Consider the following 25,986-nt stretch of genomic DNA (forward strand, 5'->3'; position numbering starts at 1 on the left):
GCCTCAGCGCAGATCGGGTTGGGTGAGCGCCAAGAATGCGCCCAGGTCGGTCAGGCCCGCGGGCGTGGCGGGCAGGTAGTCCGTCAGCGACGGCGACCGCACGATCACCGCTGCGTATTGCGCCCGGCTGACCGCCACGTTGAGTCGATTCCTGTTGAGCAGGAAGGACATTCCGCGTGGCACCACGTCCGTGGAGGAAACCGTCATCGAGATGAACACCACGGGCGCCTGGCCGCCTTGGAACTTGTCGACGGTCCCCACCCGCACACCGCCGAGCCCGGCAGAGCTCAACCGGCGACGCAGCAATGCCACCTGCGCGTTGTAGGGTGCCAGCACCAGCACATCGGCGGCCGTCAATGCCCGGCGGCCGTGCTCATCGGTCCATGGCGCGCCGAGCAGTTGCCCGATCTCGGCGGCGATCGCGTCGGCCTCCTCCGGGCTTTCGGTCGAATTACCCTGGTGCTCAACCGAAAGCAGCTGCACACCCGGCCCATACCCGTCCAGGCGGCGGGCGGCGGTGCATTCATCCGAATGCAGCCTGCCTTCGTAGGACAGCGAGGACACAGCGGCGCAGACGGCCGGGTGCATCCGGTAGGAACGGTCCAGAAAGTAGCCACGTTCGTCGGGCAGCGTCCGTTGACCGTCGACCAGCCAAGCCAGCGCGGACGTGTCCACCTGCTCCGGATGGGTGCCCTGGCTGACTTGCGGCAACTGTTGGGGGTCTCCGAGCAGCAGCAGATTCGCGGCGGCCGGAGCCACGGCGATGGTGTTGGCCAGACAGAATTGGCCCGCCTCGTCGATCACCAGCAGATCCAGGCTGCCCGGCGGTATCCGGTTGGCGTTGGCGAAATCCCATGCGGTGCCGCCGATCACACAACCCGGCGTGTCAGCGAGGAACGCGGCGTACGCGCTGCCGTCGATCTCTTGCCAGCGCGGAGCCTGGTGGTCGTTGCGCTTCTTCGCGATCCGTTGCGGATCCAGGCCGGCGTCGATCACGCAGTCCAGCAGGTTCTCCACCGTGGCGTGCGATTGCGCGACGACGCCGACGCGCCAGCCGCGCTCGGTGACCAGGTGTTGGATCACTCGCGCGGCCGTGTGCGTCTTGCCGGTGCCGGGCGGCCCGTGCACCGCCAGGTACGACGAATCCAAATCGAGTAGTGCGGCGGTGATGTCGGCTGTGATGTTCGAGGCGTCGGTGCCGCGCGGCAGGGGAGTGCCGCTGCGCGTGCGGGGCGCGCGGCGCAGCAGGACGTCGACGATGGCGCTGCAGGGTAGGCGCGGGAGTCCGTCGGTCAGTGCTGCGGCGGTCGCCTCGATCGACTCCCGCAGCGCCGTGGTGGGAATCGGCGGGCCGGGGGTCAGCGCGAAGGGCAGCTGGTGAAATGGCTTGCCGTCGCCGCCAACTCGTTCGAGGACGATCACTGTGGTGGGCACCGCCGGGTCGTCGGCTTCGAGGACCGTGGCCCGTCCGGCCGCCCGTCGGTCCGGGCTGTCGGTCATGCCGGGCGGCGCCGGCGGTTTGTACAGCGCAAAGACGTCGCTCTTCAGGTCGCCGCGGGCCAGCTCGCCGTGTAACTGCAGGCGTCGCTGCGGTTTGCGCGCGCGGGGCGGGGTGTGCCAGTCGACGCTGACGGACGCGTCCTCGGCGACGAAAACATCGGTGTTGTCCGCCCATTCGTCGACGGGGAAGTTCAGCCGGTCGAAATGCGCCCACCAGAACGGTTTGTCCTCGCGGCGGTGGTAGCCGCGTGCGGCGGCCACCAACGCCACCGCCGTCTGCTCCGGGGTGCGCTCGTCGATGCCGGCAGCCCCGGTGAACGCCGACAGCGTCACCGCCAGTGGGTCGCGGTCCTCGACGGTGTTGCCGTCGCCCACGGGCTGGGCGCCGATCGGTACGACGCCGGATTCATAGGCGCGCAGCAGCAGCCAGTTACGCAATTCCTGAGTCGACCGGCAGTCGTAGTGGTTGTAGTCCTCGATCTCCTTGAGCACGGACGAGGCCTCGTCGCCCCGGCCCTCTGCGTGCAGTTCGCAATACCGTGCGTAGGAGGTGATCGAATCGGTCGCGGTGGTCACGTCCCCCGCGCGCAGTTGGGACCCCATGTAGAGGGGCTCGAGCGCCTTGAGGCTGAATGACTCCGCGCCGACGCGAATGCTCCTGCGCACCAACGGGTAAAGGTCGACCAACGTGCCGCTGCGCAGCAGTTCGTCGACTTCGTCCTCGCCGACGCCGTAGCGCCCGGCCAGCCGCAGCAACGCGGTCTTCTCGTAGGGCGCGTAGTGGTAGATGTGCATGTTGGGGCGGCGCTTGCGCCGTTTGGCCACCATCGCCAAGAAATCGGTCAGTGCTTTGCGTTCATCGGTCCGGTTGTGCGCCCACAGCGGGCGGAACGTGCCCGTCGGGCCGGCCTCCAGGACACCGAACAGGTATTCCAGGCCCCACTCGCGGCCGTCGGTGGTCCACAGCGGGTCGCCTTCGAAGTCGAAGAACAGATCGCCGGGGTCCGGCTCGGGGAGTAGCGCCAACGGCTGTGGGTCGATGACCTCGACCTGCGCCACGCCTGTGTCGCGTTGGCGCACTTGCAGTTTCGCCTGAGTCGTCAACGTGGCGACGACACCGGGGGCAAGCCCGGGCACGGGTCCGTTGTGGGCGGCCAGTTCGGCGACGGTGGTGATGCCGGCATGGAACAGCTTGTCCCGCTGGCTTACTCGTAAGCCGGCGACCAGCAGCACATCGTCGGCGGCCCGTAGCTGCTCGAGGCACAACGGACAATGAAAACAGGCGGCCACGCTTTCGTCGTCCCACCGCACCGCGGCGCCGCTCGCATAGTGGTCGACGAGCAGCCGCTGCAGGCGCGCCCGCTGCGAACGGTAGACCGGGACCAGGTCGCAGACGCGGTGCCGCACGGCCGTTCCGTCACCGAGCCGCAGTTCGGCCTCCGGCGCGACCGGCACGCCCGAGGCGGCCAGCGCGTCGGCGTAGGCGGCGAGCTGCAACAGCGCGGTCACCTTTTCGGAGCGGGCCAACTTGGTGTCGACGACCCGATACTGCTCGCCGTCACGCACTAGGAAGTCGGCGAATCCGAGGAAGCGGCCGTCGAACATCGCGGCTTGATACACCGCGGGGGCGCGGTCGGCGACGGCGCGCAGCGTCGCGTCGGTGGCCGCCGCCAGCCCGGCGGTCGTGTACGCCGGGCGGCCGATGACCGCGACCTCATCGCCGAACCGCTCGCGCAATCGGGCGAGCTCGCGCCGCTCATGCTCGTCGCCGAGGGCGGCTGTCCGCGTGAGCAGTTCGTCCTCGATCGCGGTCGCCGGGCCGCGGCCGAGTTTCGCGTCGAAATCCCGCAGCAGCGCGAATTCGCAGCGGGCGGCGGCGGCAAGGTCCGACGCGCTGTAAACGATGCTGTCGCCGGTCACGAACACTGGAGCCACTGTAGGACAGGGCTCCGACAGGATGGTCGCGCTGGGCGGGCGTGCCCGGGATCAGTGCCCGGGCGTATTGCCGATCAGTTCGACCGCGTTGCCGTTCCAATGGAACTTCACGTCGGTGTTCAAGCCCTTGATCCCGCCCGGGTAGGTCAACGCCACGGTGTCGCCCGTGGTTTGCGCCGGGTCGATGCCGTTGAAGCCGTAGGTGTCGGGGACACCCTGCGGGATGAATTGGCCGAGGTGGAACAGCACCGCGCGGGTGGTCGGGCTGACCGCGTTGGTGTTGGCCTTGATGATCACCGCCGAGAGCTGCGCGCACTGGTTGTAGTTGCCGGCCAGCGGCTCGGGATTCCACGGCTGCTGGCTGCGCGGGTCGCGCGGCAGTTCGGACACCACCTTCGCGATGGTGGGCGAGGCGAGATTGACCGCGCATGGATCGGCCGGTGGCGCGTTGCCGGGCTGGGCAGCCGGCGACGGCGTGGCCGGGGCAGTGATCGACGGGGTTTCCGACGTCCTGGCCTGCGGTGTCTTTGCGACGGTGGAATCTCCTGAACCGCAGCCGGTCAAGGTGATGGCGATTAATGCAACAGCGGCCGAGCAGGTCAGTGGCTCGGTACGACACGGTAGCGACCACACATCGACGCACCGTACCGTCATCGGCTCCGCGGGTGTGGCAGGCGTGGCCGGGCCCCGCTCGGCTGTGCTGATGATCACGCGGACCGCCGGACGGCCGGTCACCACTAGACTCCTTGGGCGATGACCCTCTCAGACAGCTCGACCGGGGCTGCCTCTCCGACGTTTGCCGACCTGCAGATCCACCCTTCGGTGCTGCGGGCGGTCGCTGACGTCGGTTACGAATCACCCACCGGCATCCAGGCCGCGACGATCCCGGCGCTGATGGCGGGCTCGGACGTCGTCGGACTGGCGCAGACCGGCACCGGCAAGACCGCCGCGTTCGCGATCCCGATCCTGTCCAAAATCGACGTCACCAGCAACGCCACCCAGGCCCTGGTGCTCGCCCCGACCCGGGAACTGGCCCTGCAGGTTGCCGAGGCGTTCAGTCGGTACGGTGCCCACCTGCCCAAGATCAACGTGCTGCCGATCTACGGCGGCTCGTCCTACAGCGTGCAGCTGGCCGGGCTGCGCCGCGGCGCCCACGTGGTGGTCGGGACGCCCGGTCGGGTGATCGACCACCTCGAACGGGGGACGCTGGACCTGTCCCACGTCGACTACCTGGTGCTCGACGAGGCCGACGAGATGCTCACCATGGGCTTCGCCGAAGAAGTCGACCGCATCCTGTCCGAGACCCCGGAATACAAACAGGTGGCTTTGTTCTCCGCGACCATGCCGCCCGCGATCCGAAAGCTCACCACCAAGTACCTGCACGATCCGCTCGAGGTCAGCACCAAGGCGAAAACCGCTACCGCCGAGAACATTTCGCAGCGCTACATCCAGGTCGCCGGCCCCCGCAAGATGGACGCGCTGACCCGGGTCCTCGAAGTCGAGCCGTTCGAAGCGATGATCATCTTCGTCAGGACCAAACAGGCCACCGAGGAAGTCGCCGAAAAGCTCAGGGCGCGAGGTTTCTCCGCGGCCGCCATCAACGGCGACATCGCCCAGGCGCAGCGCGAGCGGACCGTCGCCGCCCTGAAGGACGGCAGCATCGACATCCTGGTTGCCACCGACGTGGCCGCGCGCGGGCTCGACGTGGAGCGGATCTCGCACGTGCTCAACTACGACATCCCGCACGACACCGAGTCGTACGTGCACCGGATCGGGCGCACCGGCAGGGCCGGACGTTCGGGAACCGCGCTGCTCTTCGTCTCCCCGCGAGAGCGCCACCTGCTCAAGGCGATCGAAAAGGCCACGCGGCAAACGCTCACCGAAACCGAGTTGCCCACCGTCGAGGACGTCAACGCGCAGCGGGTGGCCAAGTTCGCCGATTCGATCACCAACGCGCTCGGGGCCCCCGGCATTGACCTGTTCCGCAAGCTGGTCCAGGACTACGAACGCGAGCACGACACCCCGATGGCCGATATCGCCGCCGCGCTGGCCTTGCAGTCCCGCGACGGCGAGGCGTTCCTGATGGCACCCGAACCTCCGCCCGAGCGACGCGAGCGGCGCACCGAACGGCGCGATCGGCCCGAAAAGCCAAGGTCGACACGGCCGTTCGCCACCTACCGCATCGCGGTGGGCAAGCGCCACAAGATCGGTCCGGGGGCGATCGTGGGCGCCATCGCCAACGAGGGAGGGCTGCATCGCAGCGATTTCGGCCACATCTCGATCGGGCCGGATTTCTCGCTGGTGGAACTGCCGGCCAAGTTGCCCCAATCGACGTTCAAAAGGCTTGAGCAGACCCGCATTTCGGGGGTGTTGATCAACCTTCAGCCGGACAGGTCCTCCGCCAAGGCCCGCGGCGGCCGCGACGGCGGGAAACCGCGCAGGAAACACGGCGGATGACGCTGTCTGAAGAACAGGACGCCCAGGGCGGGCTCGAGCAGACCTCCCGCGTCGACCGCGTCGCCTCGCTGACCGGCGTCCGCGCCGTCGCCGCGCTGCTCGTCGTCGGCACCCACGCGGCCTACACCACCGGCAAATACACACACGGCTATTGGGGCCTGGTCGGTTCCCGGATGGAGATCGGGGTGCCGATCTTCTTCGTGCTCTCCGGTTACCTGTTGTTCCGTCCGTGGGTGAAATCCGCCGCAACGGGTGGCCCGCCGCCGTCGCTGAGTCGCTATGCGTGGCACCGGGTTCGGCGCATCATGCCCGCCTACGTCATCACCGTGCTGTTCGCCTACGTGCTGTATCACTACCGCGAGGCGGGGCCAAACCCCGGACACTCGTGGCTCGGGCTGGCGCGCAACCTGACGCTGACCCAGATCTACTGCAACGGCTACCTGGGCAAGTATCTGCACCAGGGGCTGACCCAGATGTGGAGCCTGGCCGTGGAGGCCTCGTTCTACGTCATCCTTCCGCTGCTGGCCTACCTGCTGCTGGTGCTGATCTGCCGGCGGCAGTGGCAGCCGAAATTGGTGCTGGGCGCCCTGGCGGGGATGCTGTTGATCAGCCCGGCGTGGTTGGTTCTCGTGCACACCGATCACTGGTTTCCCGACGGTGCCCGGCTATGGCTGCCTACCTACCTGGCCTGGTTCCTCGCCGGCATGATGCTCACGGTGTTGCAAGAGATGGGTGTGCGCGGCTACGGGTTCGTGGCCATCCCACTGGCGATCATCAGCTATTTCATCGTCTCCACTCCCATCGCCGGCGCGCCCACCACCTCCCCGGCAACCCTGAGCGAAGCGTTGTTCAAGACCTGTTTTTACGCCGTGATCGCCGCGCTGGCGGTGGCGCCGCTGGCGCTGGGGGACCACGGATGGTATTCGCGGCTCCTGGCCAGCCGCCCCATGGTGTGGCTGGGGGAGATCTCCTACGAAATCTTCCTGATCCACCTGATCACCATGGAATTCGCGATGGACTACGTGGTGGGCGCGCGCGTCTACACCGGGCCGATGCTGTACCTGTTCATCGCGACGCTGGTGCTGACGATCCCGTTGGCATGGCTGCTGCACCGTTTCACGCGCGTCCGCGACTGAGCCCACAGATCGACAAAGATAGGTTACCCTTACCTAAGTTCAACTTGAGGAAAGGGCATCCGACGCATGAGCGATCACCAGGCTTCACGGGGATGGACCGGCACGGTGCTCAAGCTGCTGGGGGCCGGCGATTACCGGCTCACCGTGACCGCCCGCCGCGAGATCACCCCGCACTACCTGCGCCTGAGCTTCGCCGATGGCGGATTGCTCGGCCAACACGGGGTCCATCCCACGATGTGGGTACGGCTGTGGTTCGCCGACGGCGACAAACTGCACCAGCGCGGATACACGCTGGTGGACCCTGACCCGGCGGCCGGCGCACTGGACATCGAGTTCGCTCTGCACGACGGCACCGCGTCGCGGTGGGCGCGAACGGCGCAACCCGGCGACACGATCGACGCCACCGTGCTCGGCAGCAGGTTCGCCGTTCCCGATCCGGCCCCAGCCGGCTACGTCATCGTCGGGGACTGCGCGTCGCTGCCGGCGATCAACTCGCTGCTCACCTCGATCGGTGAGGTGCCGGCGCGGGTCTTCTTGGAGGCGGGCCACGAGGGTGACAAAGACCTGCCGGTGGCGCGTTGCGCCGATGTCATCTGGGTGGACCGCAAGGATGCCGGTCAGGCCTTGCTGGAGGCGGTGCGGTCGGCGGCCTTTGACGCCGGGGACCACTTCGGTTGGGTGGCCTGCGACAACCGCACCACCCGCTCGGTTGCCAAAGCGTTGCGGGAGGACTTCGGTATCCCGCGCAAATCGATTAAGGCGCAAGCCTATTGGGTGGCCTGATGAAGGAGAGGGGGACGGCTGCCAGCTAGCGGCGGGCGCTTGCCGGGGCGATGATCGGGACGACGAACTCCTCGATCATCGCCCGCTCCTCGTTATCGTCGCGGCCCGGATACATCAGCATCGACACGATCACCCGGACCACCCAGCGCGCCCGGCGCGCGACGATCGCGGGATCGTCGGCCCCCAGGGAGTGCAGGAACGCCGCCGCCAGGGCCGCGATGACGTCGGACTGGCCTGCCAACTCGCCGCCGACCGGCGGGCGGCTCGTCGCGAACCAAGACGCAAGCGCGGGACTCTCGCGCACCATCCCCAAGGTGACGAGAATGCTCACGATCAGCCGTTCGTGCGGGTCCTCGATGCCGCCGGTGCGCGCGAGGATCTCGCGGCCCAGTCGGTGGGTCTCACGGTGCACATAGGCGGTGCGCAGGGCCTCGCGGTTCTCGAAGTACCGGTACAGCGTCGCGCGGGAACACCCCGCGGCCCTGGCGATTTCGTTCATGCCGATCGAACCCGAGTCGCGCACGGTGTAAAGCTCCTCCGCCGCGTCGAGTATCCGGTCGACGGCCGCCTCGTTGCGGCGCGAGGAAAGCCAGTCGTTACCCGCCATCAGGACCGCATTCGGATCGGCACCGACAGCTGCCGCCGCACGTAACTGCCGCCGGCCCAGACGATGCCCGCCTCGTCGACCTCGAAGTCCGGACACCGCGCCAGCAGTTCGGTGAGCGCCACCCGGGACTGCATCCGGGCCGCGGCGGCGCCCAGGCAGTGGTGCGCTCCGTGGCTGAACGTCAAAATGTTGCGCGGGCATCGCGTCACGTCGAGTTCGGCGGCGTCCGGCCCGTATTGGCGTTCGTCGCGGTTGGCCGACCCGTACAGCAGCAGCGCCCGACGCCCGGCGGGAATGGTGGTGTCGCCGATCGTCACGTCGCGGGTGGTCGTGCGCGCCAACCCCTGGACCGGTGAGGTCATCCGCAGCAGCTCTTCGACGGCGTCGGTGATCAATTCGGGGTTGTCCACCAGAAGCTTTCGCTGGTCGGGCCGCTCGTGCAGCAATGGCATCGACCCGCCGAGCATCCCGGTGACGGTGTCGTTGCCGCCGGTGACCATCGTGAACGTGAAGGCGAGGATCGACAGCGTGCCGGCGATGTCGCCGTCGGCTCCGACCCCGGCGGCGACCAGGTGCGAGATCGTGTCATCCTCGGGTTCGGTGCGACGCCGTTCGATCAGGCCGGTGAAGTAGGCCATCATCGACCCGACCGCATCGCCGACGGTTTCCAGCGCGCCCGCGACGCCGCCCTCGGCGGTGTTGGCCGCGACGATCGCCTGGGTCCATCCGTCGAACTGCGCCCAATCCTCTTCGGGCACACCCAGATAATGCGCGACCACCATCGACGGCAGCGGTTTGAAAAGCTCGGTGACGATGTCACCGCCGCCGGCCGCGCGCAACCCCTCGATGCGCTCGACGACGAAATCCCGCACCTTGGGTTCCACCGCCTCGACCTGTCGCGGCGTGAACCCACGCGACACCAGCTTGCGGAACTCGGTGTGCACTGGCGGATCCTGCATCACAAACGGCGGATTGTCCTGCAGCCCAATCAATTCCAGATCGTCATAGTTGACGGTCAGGCCCTTTGCCGAGGAGAAGGTTTCGTGGTCCCGTGCCGCGGCCCACACATCGGCGTGCCGGGACAACACGTAGTAGTCGTCCGCGGGGGATTTCGGGGGAACGACGTGGTGCACGGGATCGTGGTCGCGCAGGGCGCGGTACATCGGCCACGGGTTCGGCCAGGTGGCGGCGGTCGCGAGCTGGAATGCGACCGGCACGTTCTGGGACATAACAGTAGCCATGTCTCATTCGTACGACAGTGGTAGCAATATGTCAACCGTCGCTGGCGACGACAGCGCGGCCAGCTTCACGTTCGGGACCGAGCGTGCGGCCAGCTTCACGCTCGACCAGCGGCTCGCCGCCGAGCCAAACCAGAACTAGATGCCCGACCCTGGGTTGAGGATGCCGAGCGGATCCAGCGCCTGCTTGATGCGCCGGTTGAGGTCCATCACGTCCGGCCCCAGATAGCCCGCCAGCCAGGGCCGCTTCAGCCGGCCGACGCCGTGCTCGCCGGTGATCGTGCCGCCGAGCCCCACGGCCAGATCCATGATCTCGCCGAACGCCAGGTGCGCGCGCTCGGTCATGTCGGCGTCGGCGGGGTCATAGACGATCAGCGGGTGGGTGTTGCCGTCGCCGGCGTGCGCGATCACCGAGATCATCAGGTCGCGTTCGGCGGCGATGCCCGCGATCCCGGTGACCAGCCGGCCGAGCGCCGGAAGCGGCACGCCTACGTCCTCGAGCAACAGCGATCCCTTGGCTTCGACGGCCGGGATGCAAAACCGCCGCGCGACGACGAACGCTTCGCCCTCATCGGGATCGTCGGTCGAAAACACTTCCGTCGCAGCGCTTTCCGCGAACACCTTGGCCATGATCTCGGCGTCCTCGCTACCGGCGCGGCCGCGCTCGTCGGACCCGGCCACCAGCATGGCCGCCGCCCCGCGATCCAGGTCCATGCGCAGGCTGTCTTCGACGGCGTTGATCGCCGTCGAATCCATGAACTCCAGCATCGACGGGCGAAGCCGCGCGGTGACTGCGAGCACCGCGTCGACCGCGTCCTGCACCGACGCGAAGCTGGCGACGACGATGCTGGACGCGTTCTGCTTGGGTACCAGCCGCAGCGTCACCTCCGTAACGACCCCCAGCGTGCCTTCGCTGCCGACGAAGAGCTTGGTCAACGACAGGCCCGCGACGTCCTTGAGTCGCGGCCCGCCCAACCGGACCGCGGTGCCGTCGGCCAGCACCACCTGCATGCCCAGCACATAGTCGGTGGTGACGCCGTACTTCACGCAGCACAACCCGCCGGCGTTGGTGGCGATGTTGCCGCCGATGCTGCAGATCTCGAACGAGGACGGATCCGGCGGATACCACAGGCCGTGTTCGGCGGCGGCCTTTTTCACCTCGGCGTTGAACAGCCCGGGCTGACATACCGCGGTGCGGGTCACCGGGTCGACGGCGACGTCGCGCATCTTCTCCATCGAGAGCACGATGCCGTTGTCCAGCGCGGTCGCCCCGCCGGACAAACCGCTGCCGGCGCCCCGGGGCACGACCGGAACCCGGTTCGCTGTGGCCCAGCGCAGCACGGTCTGCACCTCTTCGGTGCGCCGCGGCCGGACCACGGCCAGCGGTTTGCCGGCCGAAGGGTCGAACGCGCGGTCCTGGCGATAGCCCTCGGTCACGGTGGGATCGGTGACGACCATCCCGTCGGGCAGGTCGGCGATCAGGCTGGCCAGGGCGTCGGAGCTCACGGCCCGATAGTAAGCCCGTGTCGCGGCCCCGGACGGCGCCCGGGTCGGCACGACGTGGCCGCTGGATGCAGGATGTTCATGTGCTCGACCACCCGCGTACCGGCCAGCCGTTCGACTCTCCGGTTGGCGCGGGCACCGGATGGCCGGGTGATCCGGCCACACCGCAGACCCCGGTAGCGGCCGATGCCGCCCAGGTCGTCGCGCTCGCGCAACGCGCCACCTCGATCCCCGAACTCGACGCCCTGGTCAGCGTGTGCCGGGCCTGCCCGCGGTTGGTCGATTGGCGCGAGGAGGTCGCGCTCATCAAACGGCGGGCCTTCGCCGACCAACCGTATTGGGGCCGGCCGGTGCCCAGCTGGGGAGCGGCGCGGCCCCGGCTGTTGATCGTCGGGCTGGCGCCCGCCGCGCACGGCGCCAACCGCACCGGCCGGATGTTCACCGGCGACCGCTCGGGCGACCAGTTGTACGCGGCGCTGTACCGGGCCGGACTGGTGAACCAGCCGACCAGCGTCGACGCCGCGGATGGCTTGCAGACCAAGCAGATTCGCATCGTCGCCCCGGTGCGGTGCGCGCCGCCCGCCAACGCCCCGACCCCGACCGAGCGGGACACCTGCTGGCCCTGGCTGCAAGCCGAATGGCAGCTGGTGGCCGACCACGTTCGCGTGGTCGTGGCCCTCGGAGGTTTCGGGTGGCAGATCGCGCTGCGGCTGCCGGGTCCCTCCGCTACAAGAGCGGGGCGCAAGCCGCGGTTCGGTCACGGCGTCGTTGCCGACCTGGCGCCCGGCGTGCGGTTGGTCGGCTGCTACCACCCGAGCCAGCAAAACATGTTCACCGGTAGGTTGACTCCAGCAATGCTCGACGGCGTCTTCCGCGACGCGAAAGAACTGGCAGGGATCAAGTGAGCGAGGTTCTGGTTTCCGGTGCCAGCGTGGCGGGCACGGCGGCCGCGTTTTGGCTTGGGCGGCACGGCCATTCGGTGACGGTGGTGGAGCGCTATCGCGGCCCGCGGCCGGGTGGCCAGGCGATCGACGTGCGCGGCCCGGCGCTGACCGTACTCGACCGCATGGGGCTGCTGGCCGCCGCCGAGAAGCGCAGGACGCAAATCCGCGGCTCCTCCGTCGTCGACCGTGACGGCAATGAACTGTCCCGCGACACCGAGTCGACTCCGACCGGCGGACGCATCGACAGTCCCGACATCGAACTGCTGCGCGACGACTTGGTCGAATTGCTTTACGGCGCAAGCCAATGGACCACCGACTACCTTTTCGACGACAGCATCACCGCGCTGGAGGACGTTGGTGCGGCCGTCCGCGTCACCTTCGAGCGCGCCGCGCCACGCGAATTCGACCTCGTCATCGGTGCCGACGGATTGCACTCCAACGTACGGCGATTGGTGTTCGGGCCGGAGGAGAATTTCATCGAGCGGCTGGGCACGCACGCGGCGATCTTCACCGTGCCCAATTTCTTGGACCTGGATTACTGGCAGATGTGGCACTACGGGGACTCCACCATGGCGGGGATCTACAGCGCGCGTAACAACGCCGAGGCCCGGGCCATGTTGGGTTTCATGGAGCCAGAGCTGCGGATCGACTACCGCGACACCGAGGCCCAATTCGGCGAGCTGGAGCGGCGGATGGCCGGTGAAGGATGGATTCGCCCGCAACTGCTGGAGTACATGCGGACCGCGCCGGATTTCTACTTCGACGAGATGTCGCAGATCAAGATGGACCGCTGGTCACGCGGCCGGGTGGCGCTGGTCGGCGACGCCGGGTACTGCTGCTCGGCCCTGTCGGGTCAGGGAACCAGCGTCGCGCTGCTGGGCGCCTACGTGCTGGCCGGCGAGCTCAAGTCCGCCTCCCAGGACGGGACAGCCGATTACGAACGCGGATTCGCCGACTACCAGCGCGAGTTCGGTGACTACGTCCAGCGCAACCAGTGGCTGGTCGTGGACAACATTCCGGGCGGCGCACCGATACCGCAAGAGGTGTTCGACCGTATCGTCTCCTCGATCACCCTCAAGGACTACTAGGGCGGGTTCGGGAACGTTTGCCGGGCCGCACACGTTGACGCCATCGTGCGTCTTTCCGTCCTTGATCTCATCCCGGTGCGCACCGACCAGACGACCGGCGACGCCCTGGCGGCCACCGTGCAGCTGGCGCAGGCCGCGGATCGGTTGGGCTTTACCCGCTACTGGGTCGCCGAGCACCACAACATGCCTTCGGTCGGCGCCACCAGCCCGCCGGTGGTGCTCGCCTATCTGGCCCCGCAGACCTCGCAGCTACGGCTCGGCTCGGGCGGGGTGATGCTGCCCAACCACGCGCCGCTGGCGGTGGCCGAACAATTCGCGCTGCTGGAGGCGGCCGCCCCGGGTCGCATCGACCTCGGCATCGGCCGGGCGCCGGGATCGGACCCGGTGACCTCATATGCGCTGCGGGGTGGGCATGACGGTCGGGACATCGAGAACTTCCCCGAATACCTCGACGACGTGGCGGCGCTGATGAGCGCGCGCGGCGTGCGGGTTGCGTTGCGCTCCGGCGACTACACGCTCAAGGCCACCCCCGCCGCCGCGACCGAACCGCGCCTGTGGCTACTGGGTTCGTCGATGTATTCGGCGCATCTGGCCGCCGCCAAGGGGTTGCCGTACGTCTTCGCACATCACTTCTCCGGCAAGGGAACCGAAGAGGCGCTCGAGGTTTACCGCTCCCGCTTCAAGCTCAGTGCCGTGGCCGCCGAGCCGCGGACGTTTTTGACGGTCAACGCGGCGGTGGCCGAAACCCGGGAAGAGGCAACGGCGTTGATGTTGCCCAACCTGCAGATGATGGCCAGGCTGCGCACCGGGCAGCCGCTTGGGCCGGTGCCGCTGGTGGAGGAGGCGGCGACGGCCGAGCTGACGGGACCGCAGCAGGGGATCGTCGAGAGTGGTCTGCGACGGGCCGTCCTGGGTGCACCGGCGGAGGCCGCCGAGCAGATCCGGGCGCTTGCCGAACGGTTCGGCGTCGACGAGGTGATGGTGAACCCGGTGGCTTCGGCCCGCCGCGGCACCGACCCCGACGCCGCACCGGCGCGCGTCGCGACGCTGGAGCTGCTGGCCAAAGAGTTGTTCTGAGTCCCGCTCAGGCCCGCGGGTTGGTCTGGCTGGGGCGGGGTTCGGGTGCGTTGTCGGCCATCCAGTGCCGTAACTCTTCCGGAGGCATGGGCGGGCTGTGCACGAAACCCTGGGTGATCATGCAGCCATAGCGGTGCAGGGCGTTCAGCGTGGTCTCGTTTTCGACGCCCTCGGCGACCAGGTCGGCGCCCAGGTTGTGCGCGAGCGCCACGGTCGAGCGCACGATGGCGACCGATCGCGTGTCGTGGGCCAGGCGGGTTACGAAAATCCGGTCGAGTTTGAGCTCGTCGACCGAAACCTCTTGCAGGCGAGCCAATGACGACCAGCCGGTGCCGTAGTCGTCGATCGATATGCGAATTCCCAGGCGTTGCAATGCGGCGACGGTGTTGCGGGATCGCGCGGAATCCATCAGCGCGCTCTCGGTGATCTCGAGGATGAGCGCGTCTGCGGGCAGGTCATAACTTGCGAGCAGCCGCTCGACGGTACCGACGAGCTCGATGTCGAGCAGGTTGGTCGTCGACAGGTTCACCGCGACGGTGAGCGTGATGCCCTGCTCACGCCAGCACCGGACCTGTTTGAGAGCCATGCTCAGTGTGCGGTTCGAGATCTTGCGCATCAGTCCGGCGCGTTCGGCGATGGGCAGAACTTCCTCGGGCAGCAGCGTTCCGCGGGTGGGGTGCTGCCAGCGCAGCACCGCCTCGACGCTGTGAACGCTGCCGTCGCGCCCGTCGATCTTGGGTTGGTAGTGCAATCTCAGCTCGTCGGTGTCGAACAATGCCGTGCGCAGGTCCTCGATGAGGTCGGGGTCGTTGTTCCGATAAACCTCGAACGACGAGTCGTACACCGCGATCTTGCTGCGGGCGGACTTGGCGTGCGCCATCGCGGTTTCGGCGCGGCTCAGCAGCTCCTGCGGGCGGTCGCAGTGGTCGGGACACAGCGCGATGGCGATGCGGCCTTCGACTTGGACGGTGATCGGATCCAGGGCGATCGGCTCGCTCAACGACTCCAGCAGCCGGCCCGCCTGGGCGCTGGCGGCGGTGAGGTTGGCCCCGTCCGAGAGCAGCACGGCGAATTGGTCATCACCGACCCGCGCAAGCATGTCGTCGCGGCGGACGCTGCCGGACAATCGGTTTGCGATATGGCACAGCAACTCATCGCCGAATTGGCGACCGATCGAGTCGGTGATCTCGCGAAAATCGCTGAGGCTCAACAACAACAATGCCCGCCGCGCGTGCGCTTTGCTTGGCAGCGACGACGGCCCCGGCGACGCCGAAGCGGGCAACGCGGTCAGCGCCGCCGCCAGTGAATGCCGGTTCGGCAGCGCGGTCAACTCGTCGGTCATGGCGTGCTTGCCGTGCGTGTGCAGCAGGCTCACGTCGCGGAAGGTCAGCGAGAACCGCCCCGTCGCCACGACCAGGCTCAACGCCGCCAGCGTCGCGGCTGGTCGCGAATGATGCGCCAGGACAATCACTCCCAGTGCGACAACCGAGGTCATCGCCGGGGTGATATACGGGCTGAATCGGTACTTGGGCAATGGCGCCGCCGGCGACGAAGGGGACCAGCTGGCCATCGCGATGAGTAACGACGACGCCGGCCAGCAGGCATCCAGCAAGGTGCCGACCCGATACGAGCCGGCGGTCGTCTGGAACAGATACGCCCCGTCCGCCACCGCAAACAAGACCAACCCGGCCACCAGCAGAGCCCAACGAAATTCATTGCGCCAACCGAGTATTGGCAACATGCCGGCGGCCAGGGCCAGGAGCACCAGGTCGATCCAGGGGTAGACCAGGCCCATCCAAACCGTCGCCGGTGTGCGTAACGTCGCCGCGCGCATGGGGCCCTCGGTCAAGGCCACGGCCACCGCCGCCAACGTCAGGGCGCACACCAGCGAGTCGAGCTGGATCGGGATCGGCAGCCGCTTGAACCGTGCCCGCATGAGCAGCAGCAGCCCCGCGTAGACCAAGGGGTAGTACGCCAAGTACACCGGGTCGGCCACCGACGGGGACCGACCGTTGGGCACCCACACGGCGTAGACGATGTCGCCCGCGGCCGAGAACGCCATAGCGGCGGCGATCAGTGACCACGCCAAGCGGTCGCCCGGGACGCGGCACACGCGAAGGGCAACCAGGCCGGCCGCCAACACGTTCAGCGCCGAATACAGCGTCGTGGCCGAGAACATGCCATGTCCCGTATCCGGATGTACGACGCTGGACGCGGCGAAGGCGATCACCCCGATGGCCAGCACCGCGAAGCCGGCCTGGACAACGCTCGGCGGTCGACGGGGGGCTTGCGCGACATCGGCGGCGGGCGAGGTCGTGGGTGTTGTCGCGACGTCGGACACGGGCGGCGGCGGTGTCGCCTCGGCGCTGACGGCGACACGCGACGCAACCGCGGAATCCTGCGAACCGGGAGACGGCGGAAAGGCATACGGCAGCGGCCGGTCGGGCATGAAGCTGCGGATGCATTGCCCGCCTTCGCGTTTGGCGGCGTACATGGCGAGGTCGGCATGCCGCAGCAGCTGATCGACCGTGCAGGCCGACGCGCCGGTGCACACCGTGAATCCGATGCTGGGCCGGACGGTGATCGGAATGCCGTCGATCAGAATGGCCCCGGTGAAGGCGTCGAGGATCCGATGCGCGGCCGCCTGCGATTCCGTGACGGAAGCCTCGATGACGGCCGCGAATTCGTCGCCACCAAGGCGGGCGATGGTGCCGGCTTCCCCCAACGCCGCGGTGAGCCGCCCGGCCACCCGGATGAGGAGCTCGTCGCCGGCGGGATGCCCCAGGGCATCGTTGACCGCCTTGAAGTTGTCGAGGTCCAGGCACAACACCGCGATGGGCATGCCGTTGGGATGCCGGCGCGCCACCGCCTGTTCCAGGCGCTGCAGGAAGAGGGCCCGATTCGCCAGACCGGTCAGGTTGTCACGAAAAGCTTCCCGCGCGACTTCCGACAACAGATGCTGGTTGTCGACCAGGACGACGAATTGGCGGGCCAGGACGGCGGCCACCAGTACGCCCAGCGCGGCCAGCATGGGATCGTGCAGCGAATTTCCCGCCGCGTGTGCCCAGACCGCCGCGGCGGCGAGGATCAACGGCAAGTAGGGCAGCCACAGCCGGGCCCGGAATTCGATCTCATCCGGCGATGCCGGCGCGGGACCCTCGTGCACCGCGGACAGCGCCGCGAGCGCCAACAACGCCAGCCCGGCCACGCGGACCAGGTCACCGACACCGCCCGTGTGATAGCTGGCGATGCCGGTATAGAAGACCAGCGCCATGTCGGCGAGGCAGATGGTCGCGACGCCACCGGCGAGCAGGGTGCGGCTCGGCCGGTCACCGGGACGAGCCCGGGACAGCATCAGGATCGCCGTCGTCACCTGGATGATGTCGGCGAAGACCTCCGCCGAGGTCACCAGCCGTGCACCGGAATGCTTTTGCAGCTGCGCTTCGACCACGAACACCCAGGCGATGACGAACAGCGACGTCGCCACGATGAGACCGTCGAGAAGCAGACGCCGGGGACTGTTGCGAGACAACTGGGACAGCAGCACCAACGACGTCATGGCGCCGACCGGCCACAGCAGCAGCACGAACTCTGTCGCCGCGGGGTGGGTGGCGTGGTCGAATTCCGGCCGCACGTCATAAACCGCCCAGATGACCTCCCCGGCCGCCCAACCGAGCAGGGCCGCGACCAGCGCCAGCCAGCCGTATCGTTGCCGCGGGGGCTTGGAGCGGGCCGCGCGCCCGGCGTATGCCGCCGCGACGGCAAGGCACATCGCGATGACGAACCCATTGACCGGGTGCGTCCCGTACGGGCCGCGCCATCCCCAGAACGACGACAGCACGATCAACAACCCGGCTACGCCGTATACGGCGACGAGGAGCCACCCGGCGGGCGCGGGCACCCCCGACCGCCGCCACGGATTCACCGCCCGCCGTTTCATGCCGCTCCAGCCGCTCCCCTGCTGTGTGGTGAAAACGAACAACTTCACCACGAGTTACAGGGCATTAAACCGCTGCGGATGTGCGCTGAGTGTGGCTTTTGCCAGGTTGGTGCGGCCCCTGCCCACCGAGCGGCGGCGGGCGCCGAGCCTAGTCCGGCTGACTTGCGTCGATACGGGCCAGCGCGTTGCGCAGAATCTGGCCGGTGGCGTCGCGGTCCGGGTCGCGGCGCAGCAGCATTCCTTTGGCCACCGACAGCTTGTCGCCGTTGCGGCGCGGCAAGACGTGCAAGTGGATGTGGAACACCGACTGAAAGGCCGCGCTGCCGTCGTTGATGGCGATGTTGGTCGCGTCGGCCAATTCCGTCGTGCGCGCGGCCCGGGCGATGCGTTGGCCCAGGGTGACCATCCCGGCCAGCGTTTCCGGTGCGGTGTCGGTGAGGTCGACGCTGTGCCGCTTGGGCACCACCAGCGTGTGGCCGCGAGTGAACGGGCGAATGTCGAGGATCGCCAAATAGTCGTCGTCTTCGTAGATCCGGATGGCCGGAGCTTCCCCGGCGACGACCGCACAGAACACGCAGGACATGTCGCCCACGGTACTTGTTGCTGCGCCGCAACCCCGCCGGGACCAGCCAGGGCCCGGCCCGTTTACGGGGTTACGCTGCCGCAGTGACCGACGATCTCGCCTTCGCCGGCACGGCGGCGCAGGCGCGCATGCTGGCCAACGGTGAACTGACCGCACCGGAATTGCTCGAGGTCTACCTGGAGCGGATCGCGCAGCTGGACAGCCAGCTGCGGTGTTACCGCGTGGTGCTCGCCGACCAAGCCCGCTACGAGGCCGCCGTGGCGCAGGACCGCCTGGACGCGGGTGAACGGCTGCCGCTGCTCGGTGTGCCGATCGCGATCAAAGACGACGTCGACGTGGCCGGGGAGGTGACGACCTTCGGTAGCGGCGGGCACCGGCCTGCGGTGAGCTCCGACGCGGAGGTGGTGCGGCGGTTGCGCGCCGCGGGCGCCGTCATCGTCGGCAAAACCAATGTGCCCGAGCTGATGATGCTGCCGTATACCGAGTCGCTGACGTTCGGAGCTACCCGCAATCCGTGGGATCCCAGGCGCACGCCGGGCGGCAGCAGCGGCGGCAGCGCCGCCGCGGTCGCGGCCGGGCTGGCTCCGCTGGCGTTGGGGTCCGACGGGGGCGGGTCGATTCGCATCCCGGCGACCTGGTGCGGCGTGTTCGGCCTGAAGCCGCAACGCGATCGGGTGTCGCTGGAACCCCACGACGACGCCTGGTACGGGTTGAGCGTCAACGGCCCGATCGCCCGCACGGTGATCGACGCGGCCTTGTTCCTGGACGCGACCTCGACGGTGCCCGGCCCGGAGGGGGAGTTCGTGGCCGCGGCGACGCGCAGCCCCGGCCGGCTACGAATTGCGTTGAGCACCAAGGTCCCAACGCCGCTGCCGGTTCGGGTCGGCAAGCGAGAGTTGGCCGCGGTCGACCAGGCCGGCGCGTTGCTTCGCGATCTCGGGCATGACGTCATCACGGCCGACCCGGAATATCCGGCCTCGGCGATCCTCACCAACTACCTGCCCCGCTACTTGCGCGGCATCTGCGACGACGCGGACGCCCTGGCTCATCCGGAACGCTTGGAATCACGCACCCGCAACATGGCCCGCTTGGGATCGTTCTTCTCGGACCGCCGGATGGAGTCCCTCCGGGCGGCCGAAGGAGCCGTGGTCTCGCGGATCCAGGCGATCTTCGACGATGTCGACGTCGTCGTCACGCCCGGAACAGCAACGGGCCCATCCCGTATCGGCGCCTATCAACGGCGCGGTGCCGTGTCGACACTGCTGAGAGTGGGGCAATACGTTCCCTACCAACAGGTCTGGAACCTGACCGGACAGCCCGCGGCGGTGGTTCCGTGGGACTTGGACGCAGACGGTATGCCGATGTCGGTGCAACTCGTCAGCCGGCCTTATGACGAAGCGACGCTGTTGTCGCTGTCGGCGCAGATCGAAGCCGCTCGACCGTGGGCCCTTCGCCGGCCGCCGGTGTCATAAGAGCGGCCCAGCCTCCGCGATCGGCTGGATCTACGCGCGCCGACCCGCTTCGCCCGGCGGCGCCTCCGCGATCACTGCCCACGCCGCGAGCTTCGCGCCCGGCCGCATCACGTGGGCCGGGCTGGTCGACGGCAGCCGGGTGCACCGGATCTCGCTAGGCGATGCCACCCGCCTGCGGTAGAGCTCCGCGGCCTTGACGCCGTTGAAGTACACCGTCGTGAGGGCGGGGTAGTCGGCGAACAGCTCGCCGAAGTCGTTGACCGCCAGGCTGGTTGGGTCGATGGCTGAGTCGGAACTGCCGCGGCGACGACACGCGTGAAGCACATCCCAGAGCGCAATTCCGTGGGATTGCAGTTCGGCCAGGCGCCTGTCGTAGGGCGCGGCGGCATCGAAGCCGAAGAGCTCGCCGGTGATCGACCAGAACGCGTTGCGCGGATTGGCGTAGTACTGGCCCGCCACCAGTGATTGCGCACTGGGAAACGATCCCAGGATCAACGTCCTGGCGCGCTCGTCGATGACCGGCGGGAATCCCCGCAGCAACGGTGTGCTCATCACCTCACATCATGACGCCCCCGCGTTGTACGTTGGCGACGTGCACGACGGGGACGACCACACCATCGAAGACCTGCTCGAAGGGCTCGAGGGAACCGCGCGCACGGAACGGGCCGAACTGGTGCAGTGGCTGCTCGAACAGGGCATCACCGCCGAGGAGATCCGGGCGACCAATCCGCCTCTGTTGCTGGCCACCCGCCACATCATCGGCGACGACGGCACGTACGTGTCGACGCGGGAGATCAGCGAAACCCACGGCATCGACCTGGGATTGCTGCAGCGAGTGCAGCGCGCCATCGGTCTGGTCCGCGTCGACGACCCCGACGCGGCCGTTCACATGCGCGCCGACGGCGAGGCCGCCGCCTTCACCCAGCGGTTCGTCGAGCTGGGACTGGACCCCGAGCACGTGGTTCTCGTGGTTCGGGTGCTCGCCGAAGGTCTGTCGCGCACCGCCGAGGTGATGCGGTATTCGGCGCTTTCGGCGATCATGCGCCCGGGTGCCAGCGAGCTCGAAATCGCCCAAGCGTCAAAGGCTTTGGTGACCAAAATCGCGCCCATGGTGGGCCCGATGATCCAGCACATGTTGTTCATGCAGCTGCGCCACATGCTGGAGACTGAAGCGGTCAACGCCGCGGAGCGCGCCGCCGGCGAGCCGCTGCCGGGCGCGCGCCAAATCAGCGTCGCCTTCGCCGACCTGGTCGGCTTCACCCGGATCGGTGAGGCGGTCACGCCCGAAGAGCTGGGGCATTTGGCCAACCGGCTGGCCATCCTCGCCCGCGACATGACCGTTCCGCCGGTGCGTTTCATCAAGACCATCGGTGACGCGGTGATGTTCGTCTGCCCCGAGCCGCAACCGTTGCTCGACGTCGTCGTGAAACTGGTCGAAGCGGTCGATTCCGACAACGACTTCCCTCGGTTGCGGGCGGGCGTGGCCTCCGGCATGGCGGTGAGCCGGGCGGGCGATTGGTTCGGCAGTCCGGTCAACGTGGCGAGCCGTGTCACGGGCGTGGCGCGCCCGGGCACGGTGCTGGCGGCGGATTCGGTGTGGGACGTCATCGGGGAGCGCGGTGAGTTTTCGGCATCGTTCGCGGGTTCCCGCCGCCTCAAGGGCATCAAGGGCGAGGTCAAACTGTTCCGCATCCGGCGGGGCGACGCCGACGACTGACGGCCACGGTGGTGCCGGTATGGGCAGGCCCGGTGCGACTCTAGGGGGCGTCTGACTCCGTCTTACGCGTGTCCTACGCGGCCGGATTCCTACCCCGTGTTCCGGCACTTCGAATTGGTCGCTTCCCGGGCCTGCTTCGCTACCCAAAATACGCCGTCGAACAGCCCGGATCAACGGGTTTTCGGGTCCGGCGACGAGATCGGCGACCGGTCGCCTTCAGCTCCCGGCGAACACCCGTTCCATTTTAAGTGCAACGGTGTAATCATGTAATCATGAAAGCTCATCACGCACACGGGCGGCGCTACGGCCGCCCCGGGGGCTGGCAGCAAGCCCAGCAACCCGACGCCGGCGACGCCGCGGAATGGTTCGCCGGACGTCTACCGGTGAAGTGGTTCGACGGCGACCCCACGGTGATCGTCGACCGCGAAGAGATCACCGTCATCGGAAAGCTCGCGGACACGGCGAGCGCCGAAGGTGGGGAGAGCGAGGCCCGCGCGGCCGGGCGAGCGTCGCGATTCCGCGAGGAAACGCGCTCCGAACGGATGCATATCGCCGACGAAGCCCAGGATCGCTACGGACGCAAGGTTTCCTGGGGCGTCGACGTCGCCTCCGCATCCGGCACCGAACGAATCCTGTTCACCCACATCGCAGTACCCGTCATGACCCGGCTGAAGCAACCAGAACGCCAGGTGCTCGACACGTTGGTCGATGCCGGCGTCGCACGGTCCCGCGCCGACGCGCTGGCGTGGTCGGTGAAGCTGGTCGGTGAACATGCCGAGGAGTGGCTGGCCAAATTGCGCGACGCGATGACGGCGGTCGACGACCTGCGCGCGCAGGGCCCCGATCTGCAGTCATAGCAATCCCGCAGCGCCCCAACGGCATTACCGCGCAACCCCGCGCTACTCGTTGTCGATCCTGGCGACGATCTTGTCCGCGATCTGGCCGCCTTGATCGCTGATGTGGTACCCGCACGCATTGATATCGACGATCACGTTGTTGGCCACGCTCAGCGCGCGCTGGCACTCCCAGCCGTCGGCGCCTTCCTGGGTGTCCATCAGCGTGATCTTCGGCGGACCGCCTTGCACCTGAGCGAACGTCCACCGGTATGTCTTGCTCTTGTTCGTGACGGTGACCGTCTTGCCCGCGCAGCCCTTCCACTTCTCCGCCGAGTTCTCCAGGAAGCTCTTGGCCTTGTCGGCGGACGGAAACAGCACGACCGCTTGGTTGACCCAGTGGTCGTAGTTGTCGCCCGGCTCCGAGGACACCAGTCCGCTCACCGAGGTGTAGCCGGTGCCCGCGTACACCGGATCCTGGGTCGTGTAGAGCGCGCCCTGGCAGTCGGGGGTCGACACCGTCACCGACGAACTGTCCGTTGACGTAATGGGTTTGCCCGGCTGCATCGTCGACGAGCCCATCACGGCGTTGATGTCGGACGGGCTGAGCAGCAGGGCGCTGAGACGGTCGGCCGCCAGCGGGGCGGCAGGTGGCGGTTCCGGATCGGGCCGCACGGCGAGCCAGATGCCCAACCCGCTCCCGAGGAGAACGAACACCACGGCAACGGCCACTATGACGGGCCAGACGTTGCGGCGCGGCCTGGGTGGGGGCGGACCCCAGGGAGCCGCGTTGGCGAACTGCGGAGGAGGGGCGCCCCAATTGGCGCTGCCGCCTTGGTAATACGGCGCCCCGAGTGGCGACGGCGGCGGGGTATTGAAAGCGGGCTGGTACGGCGGGGGAGGCGGTACCGGCGGCGCCGGAGCGGTGTTCTGCCGGGCATCGGCGTTGCCGGCCGTGGGCAGTGCGGCTTCCTGGCTGCGACGCAAAATGGTGGCCGCGCGGTCTCGATCGGGATTGCTCAGCGCCTGCTTGGCGGCCAGCGCGAGGTCACCCGCGCTCGCGTAACGGTCCTCGGGCTTTTTCGCCATGCCGCGCGCGATCACCGCATCGAAGGCCCTGGGAATATCCGGGCGCTGCCGGCTGGGCGCGGGAATGGGGTCCCTCATGTGGGCGGAGACCAGCACGCCGGCGCTGTCGGCCCGATACGGCGGGGACCCGGTCAGGCATTCGAACAACACACACGCCAGCGCGTAGATATCGGCACGGTAGGTGACCTCAGCATCGGAAAACCGTTCGGGCGCCATGTATTTCCAGGTCCCGACCGCGGTGCCGAGCTGGGTGAGTTTTTCGTCGGTGGTCGCGCTGGCGATGCCGAAGTCGACGAGGTAGGCGAAGTCGTCGCTGGTGACCAGGATGTTTTGCGGTTTGACGTCGCGGTGCATGACACCGGCGGCGTGCGCGGCATCGAGAGCGGCGGCGATCTGTGTGATGATGGCGACCGCGCGTGGCGGGGCCAGCGGGCCGAAGCGTTTGAGCACGCTGTCCAGGTCGGTGCCCTCGACCAGGCGCATCTCCAAAAAGATCTGGCCGTCGATTTCACCGTAGTCGTGCACGGGCACCACGTGGGGTTCCTGCAAACGGCCGGCGGTGCGGGCCTCACGTTTCATCCGCTCGCGAAAGACGGGGTCTCTGCTGAAGCTTTCCGAGAGAAGTTTGACCGCCACGGTCCACTCCTTGACGGTGTGTTCGGCCTCGTAGACCTCACCCATCCCACCGCGGCCCAGCAGCCGTTTCAGGTGGTAGGGGCCGAACATCGACCCCGCCCGTGAGGCCTGCTCGTCGCTCATTCCTCATCCTTCCAACCCGACCCCGCACCCGCCGGTCCCATGACGATGTCTGCGGGCGGACGCACGATCGTGACCCATGACCGAGCAATCATGACGGTAAGCGCCCACCCGCCCCGGCGCACGATAACGGCGACAATCGCCGGGCACGCCCGCGCGGCAGGGCGCCCGCACTTCCTAGGCCTCGTTTTGGCCGTTACCGGCTATCTGGAAGGTGAATTCGTGGTCGCAGATGCGGATACGGTCACCATTCTGCAGGCTGGCGGCTGCGACGATTCGCCGGTTCTGCACGTGCACCCCGTTCGAGGACCGCAGGTCGTTGATCATGTAGCTGCTTCCTGTGTCGACGATGACGGCGTGGTGCCGGCTGACTTCAGGGGAGTCGAGGACGATGTCGTTGCCGCCAAGGCGCCCAATCGTTGTCGACGCGTGGAGCGGATACCGGCGCCCGGACGCGTCGTGCAGATGCGCGACCGCCTTCCGGTCGGATGCCACGGTGTATTGCTCGAGCACGGTGATCGTGGCCGCCGCGGTCGTCATGGCGTTCTTCTTGGCGTCCAGCGGTTCCTGGCGCAGGATCCGGTCGTTGAGGGTGCGCAAGTTTTGGCCGGGGTCGATCCCGAGGTCATCGGCGAGCGATCTCTGCACGCGGCGGTAGGCCGCCAGCGCGTCGGACTGGCGGTCGGTGAGGTAGTAGGCCGTCATCAACTGAGCCCACAGCCGCTCGCGGTACGGGTGTTCCCGGGTCAGCGCTTCCAGTTCGGTGATGACGGTAAACGCTCGCCCGCAAGCTATTTCGGCCTCGGCCTTCGCCGTGTGGGCCAGGATCTTCTCCTCGACGAGGGAGGTGGCGAACGCGTCGACGAACCGAAAGTCCGCCAGGTCCTCGAGCACCGGGCCGCGCCATTGGGCCAGCGCGGCCGATAGGTGCTGACTGGCGTGTTCGAACCGGCCGGAGGCCGCCGCGTGCACCCCGGCGGCGTTCTCGGCGATGAACCGGCCGAGATCGCATGCGTCTTTGGGGACATTGAGCCGATAACCCGGCGGCGCGGCGACCAACACCGCGCGCGGGTCGACCCCGGCGCCGGCTAGCAGCTTGCGCAGGTTGGACACGTAGGAGTGGATGCTGGCTCGCGCCCCCGACGGCGGCGACTCGTCCCACAGGGCGGTGATCAACCGGTCGACGCCGACCGGGTTGTTGCGGTTCATCAGCAGCATGGCCAGCACCGCCCGCTGCTTGGGCGTGCCCAACGGAATTAGGACGCCGTCGACGCTGCACTCCAACGGTCCGAGTAGCCGGAAGTCGAGACGTTTGTCGGTCATCGCGC

The 25,986-nt window shown here is 68.0% G+C and carries 19 protein-coding genes; 9 read left to right on the forward strand and 10 right to left on the reverse strand.

Annotated features, from left to right (window positions below):
• Window positions 1-3 precede the first annotated feature (3 nt).
• Together JF781_RS01605 and JF781_RS01610 are read right to left on the reverse strand one after the other, a co-directional pair.
• Window positions 4-3,426, reverse strand: a complete 3,423-nt coding sequence (locus JF781_RS01605; protein ID WP_225329978.1) for a TM0106 family RecB-like putative nuclease — start codon at window positions 3,424-3,426, stop codon at window positions 4-6.
• 60 nt (window positions 3,427-3,486) lie between these two features.
• A complete protein-coding gene (locus JF781_RS01610; protein WP_225329983.1) occupies window positions 3,487-4,089 on the reverse strand; it encodes an LppP/LprE family lipoprotein in 603 nt (200 codons plus the stop codon).
• 99 nt (window positions 4,090-4,188) lie between these two features.
• Between JF781_RS01610 and JF781_RS01615 the strand changes: the two genes are divergently transcribed.
• The 3 genes from JF781_RS01615 to JF781_RS01625 all read left to right on the forward strand — a co-directional run bounded on the left by JF781_RS01615 (window position 4,189) and on the right by JF781_RS01625 (window position 7,811).
• The gene (locus JF781_RS01615) at window positions 4,189-5,892 is read left to right on the forward strand and encodes a DEAD/DEAH box helicase (RefSeq protein ID WP_225329977.1); all 1,704 of its coding nucleotides are present in this window, start codon (window positions 4,189-4,191) and stop codon (window positions 5,890-5,892) included.
• Window positions 5,889-7,028 (forward strand): acyltransferase, encoded by a 1,140-nt coding sequence (locus tag JF781_RS01620; protein ID WP_225329976.1) that lies wholly within the window; start codon window positions 5,889-5,891, stop codon window positions 7,026-7,028. The genes JF781_RS01615 and JF781_RS01620 overlap by 4 nt, the downstream gene beginning before the upstream one ends.
• Window positions 7,029-7,094: 66 nt before the next feature.
• A complete protein-coding gene (locus tag JF781_RS01625) occupies window positions 7,095-7,811 on the forward strand; it encodes a siderophore-interacting protein (protein ID WP_225329975.1) in 717 nt (238 codons plus the stop codon).
• A gap of 25 nt (window positions 7,812-7,836) precedes the next feature.
• Here JF781_RS01625 and JF781_RS01630 read toward each other — a convergent pair whose 3' ends face one another.
• The 3 genes from JF781_RS01630 to JF781_RS01640 all read right to left on the reverse strand — a co-directional run bounded on the left by JF781_RS01630 (window position 7,837) and on the right by JF781_RS01640 (window position 11,162).
• A complete protein-coding gene (locus JF781_RS01630; protein WP_225329974.1) occupies window positions 7,837-8,418 on the reverse strand; it encodes a TetR/AcrR family transcriptional regulator in 582 nt (193 codons plus the stop codon).
• Window positions 8,418-9,659, reverse strand: coding sequence for a cytochrome P450 (locus JF781_RS01635; protein WP_225329973.1), 1,242 nt, complete (start codon window positions 9,657-9,659; stop codon window positions 8,418-8,420). The genes JF781_RS01630 and JF781_RS01635 overlap by 1 nt, the downstream gene beginning before the upstream one ends.
• Window positions 9,660-9,794: 135 nt before the next feature.
• Window positions 9,795-11,162 (reverse strand): FAD-binding oxidoreductase, encoded by a 1,368-nt coding sequence (locus JF781_RS01640; RefSeq protein ID WP_225329972.1) that lies wholly within the window; start codon window positions 11,160-11,162, stop codon window positions 9,795-9,797.
• 65 nt (window positions 11,163-11,227) lie between these two features.
• Between JF781_RS01640 and JF781_RS01645 the strand changes: the two genes are divergently transcribed.
• The 3 genes from JF781_RS01645 to JF781_RS01655 are packed head-to-tail and all read left to right on the forward strand — an operon-like array spanning window position 11,228 to window position 14,268.
• On the forward strand, window positions 11,228-12,064 hold the full coding sequence (locus tag JF781_RS01645; protein ID WP_225329971.1) for a uracil-DNA glycosylase: 837 nt from the start codon (window positions 11,228-11,230) through the stop codon (window positions 12,062-12,064).
• Window positions 12,061-13,191 carry an FAD-binding protein gene (locus tag JF781_RS01650; RefSeq protein WP_225329970.1) on the forward strand — a complete coding sequence of 377 codons (1,131 nt, stop codon included), beginning with the start codon at window positions 12,061-12,063 and terminating at the stop codon, window positions 13,189-13,191. Before JF781_RS01645 ends, JF781_RS01650 begins: the two co-directional genes overlap by 4 nt.
• Window positions 13,192-13,236: 45 nt before the next feature.
• Window positions 13,237-14,268 carry an LLM class flavin-dependent oxidoreductase gene (locus JF781_RS01655; protein ID WP_225329969.1) on the forward strand — a complete coding sequence of 344 codons (1,032 nt, stop codon included), beginning with the start codon at window positions 13,237-13,239 and terminating at the stop codon, window positions 14,266-14,268.
• Window positions 14,269-14,275: 7 nt separating this feature from the next.
• Here JF781_RS01655 and JF781_RS01660 read toward each other — a convergent pair whose 3' ends face one another.
• Window positions 14,276-18,208 (reverse strand): bifunctional diguanylate cyclase/phosphodiesterase, encoded by a 3,933-nt coding sequence (locus JF781_RS01660; protein ID WP_225329982.1) that lies wholly within the window; start codon window positions 18,206-18,208, stop codon window positions 14,276-14,278.
• A gap of 148 nt (window positions 18,209-18,356) precedes the next feature.
• Window positions 18,357-18,791 (reverse strand): HIT family protein, encoded by a 435-nt coding sequence (locus tag JF781_RS01665; RefSeq protein WP_225329968.1) that lies wholly within the window; start codon window positions 18,789-18,791, stop codon window positions 18,357-18,359.
• 83 nt (window positions 18,792-18,874) lie between these two features.
• On the opposite strand from JF781_RS01665, the gene JF781_RS01670 reads away from it, so the two are divergent.
• Window positions 18,875-20,263 (forward strand): amidase, encoded by a 1,389-nt coding sequence (locus JF781_RS01670; protein WP_225329967.1) that lies wholly within the window; start codon window positions 18,875-18,877, stop codon window positions 20,261-20,263.
• A gap of 30 nt (window positions 20,264-20,293) precedes the next feature.
• Here JF781_RS01670 and JF781_RS01675 read toward each other — a convergent pair whose 3' ends face one another.
• The gene (locus JF781_RS01675; protein ID WP_225329966.1) at window positions 20,294-20,815 is read right to left on the reverse strand and encodes a DNA-deoxyinosine glycosylase; all 522 of its coding nucleotides are present in this window, start codon (window positions 20,813-20,815) and stop codon (window positions 20,294-20,296) included.
• On the opposite strand from JF781_RS01675, the gene JF781_RS01680 reads away from it, so the two are divergent.
• Window positions 20,814-21,980: an adenylate/guanylate cyclase domain-containing protein gene (locus JF781_RS01680; protein WP_225329981.1), complete on the forward strand. Its 1,167-nt coding sequence runs from the start codon at window positions 20,814-20,816 to the stop codon at window positions 21,978-21,980. The two genes, JF781_RS01675 and JF781_RS01680, sit on opposite strands and share 2 nt — an antisense overlap.
• 272 nt (window positions 21,981-22,252) lie before the next feature.
• Window positions 22,253-22,837, forward strand: coding sequence for a hypothetical protein (locus JF781_RS01685; protein WP_225329965.1), 585 nt, complete (start codon window positions 22,253-22,255; stop codon window positions 22,835-22,837).
• Window positions 22,838-22,879: 42 nt separating this feature from the next.
• On the opposite strand, the gene JF781_RS01690 is transcribed toward JF781_RS01685, so the two are convergent.
• Window positions 22,880-24,661 (reverse strand): serine/threonine-protein kinase PknH/PknJ, encoded by a 1,782-nt coding sequence (locus JF781_RS01690; protein WP_225341135.1) that lies wholly within the window; start codon window positions 24,659-24,661, stop codon window positions 22,880-22,882.
• Between the two features lie 174 nt (window positions 24,662-24,835).
• Window positions 24,836-25,981 (reverse strand): BTAD domain-containing putative transcriptional regulator, encoded by a 1,146-nt coding sequence (locus JF781_RS01695; protein ID WP_374109655.1) that lies wholly within the window; start codon window positions 25,979-25,981, stop codon window positions 24,836-24,838.
• Window positions 25,982-25,986 lie beyond the last annotated feature (5 nt).

The sequence above is a fragment of the Mycobacterium sp. WUMAC-067 genome (genome assembly GCF_020217485.1).
GTDB lineage: Bacteria > Actinomycetota > Actinomycetes > Mycobacteriales > Mycobacteriaceae > Mycobacterium.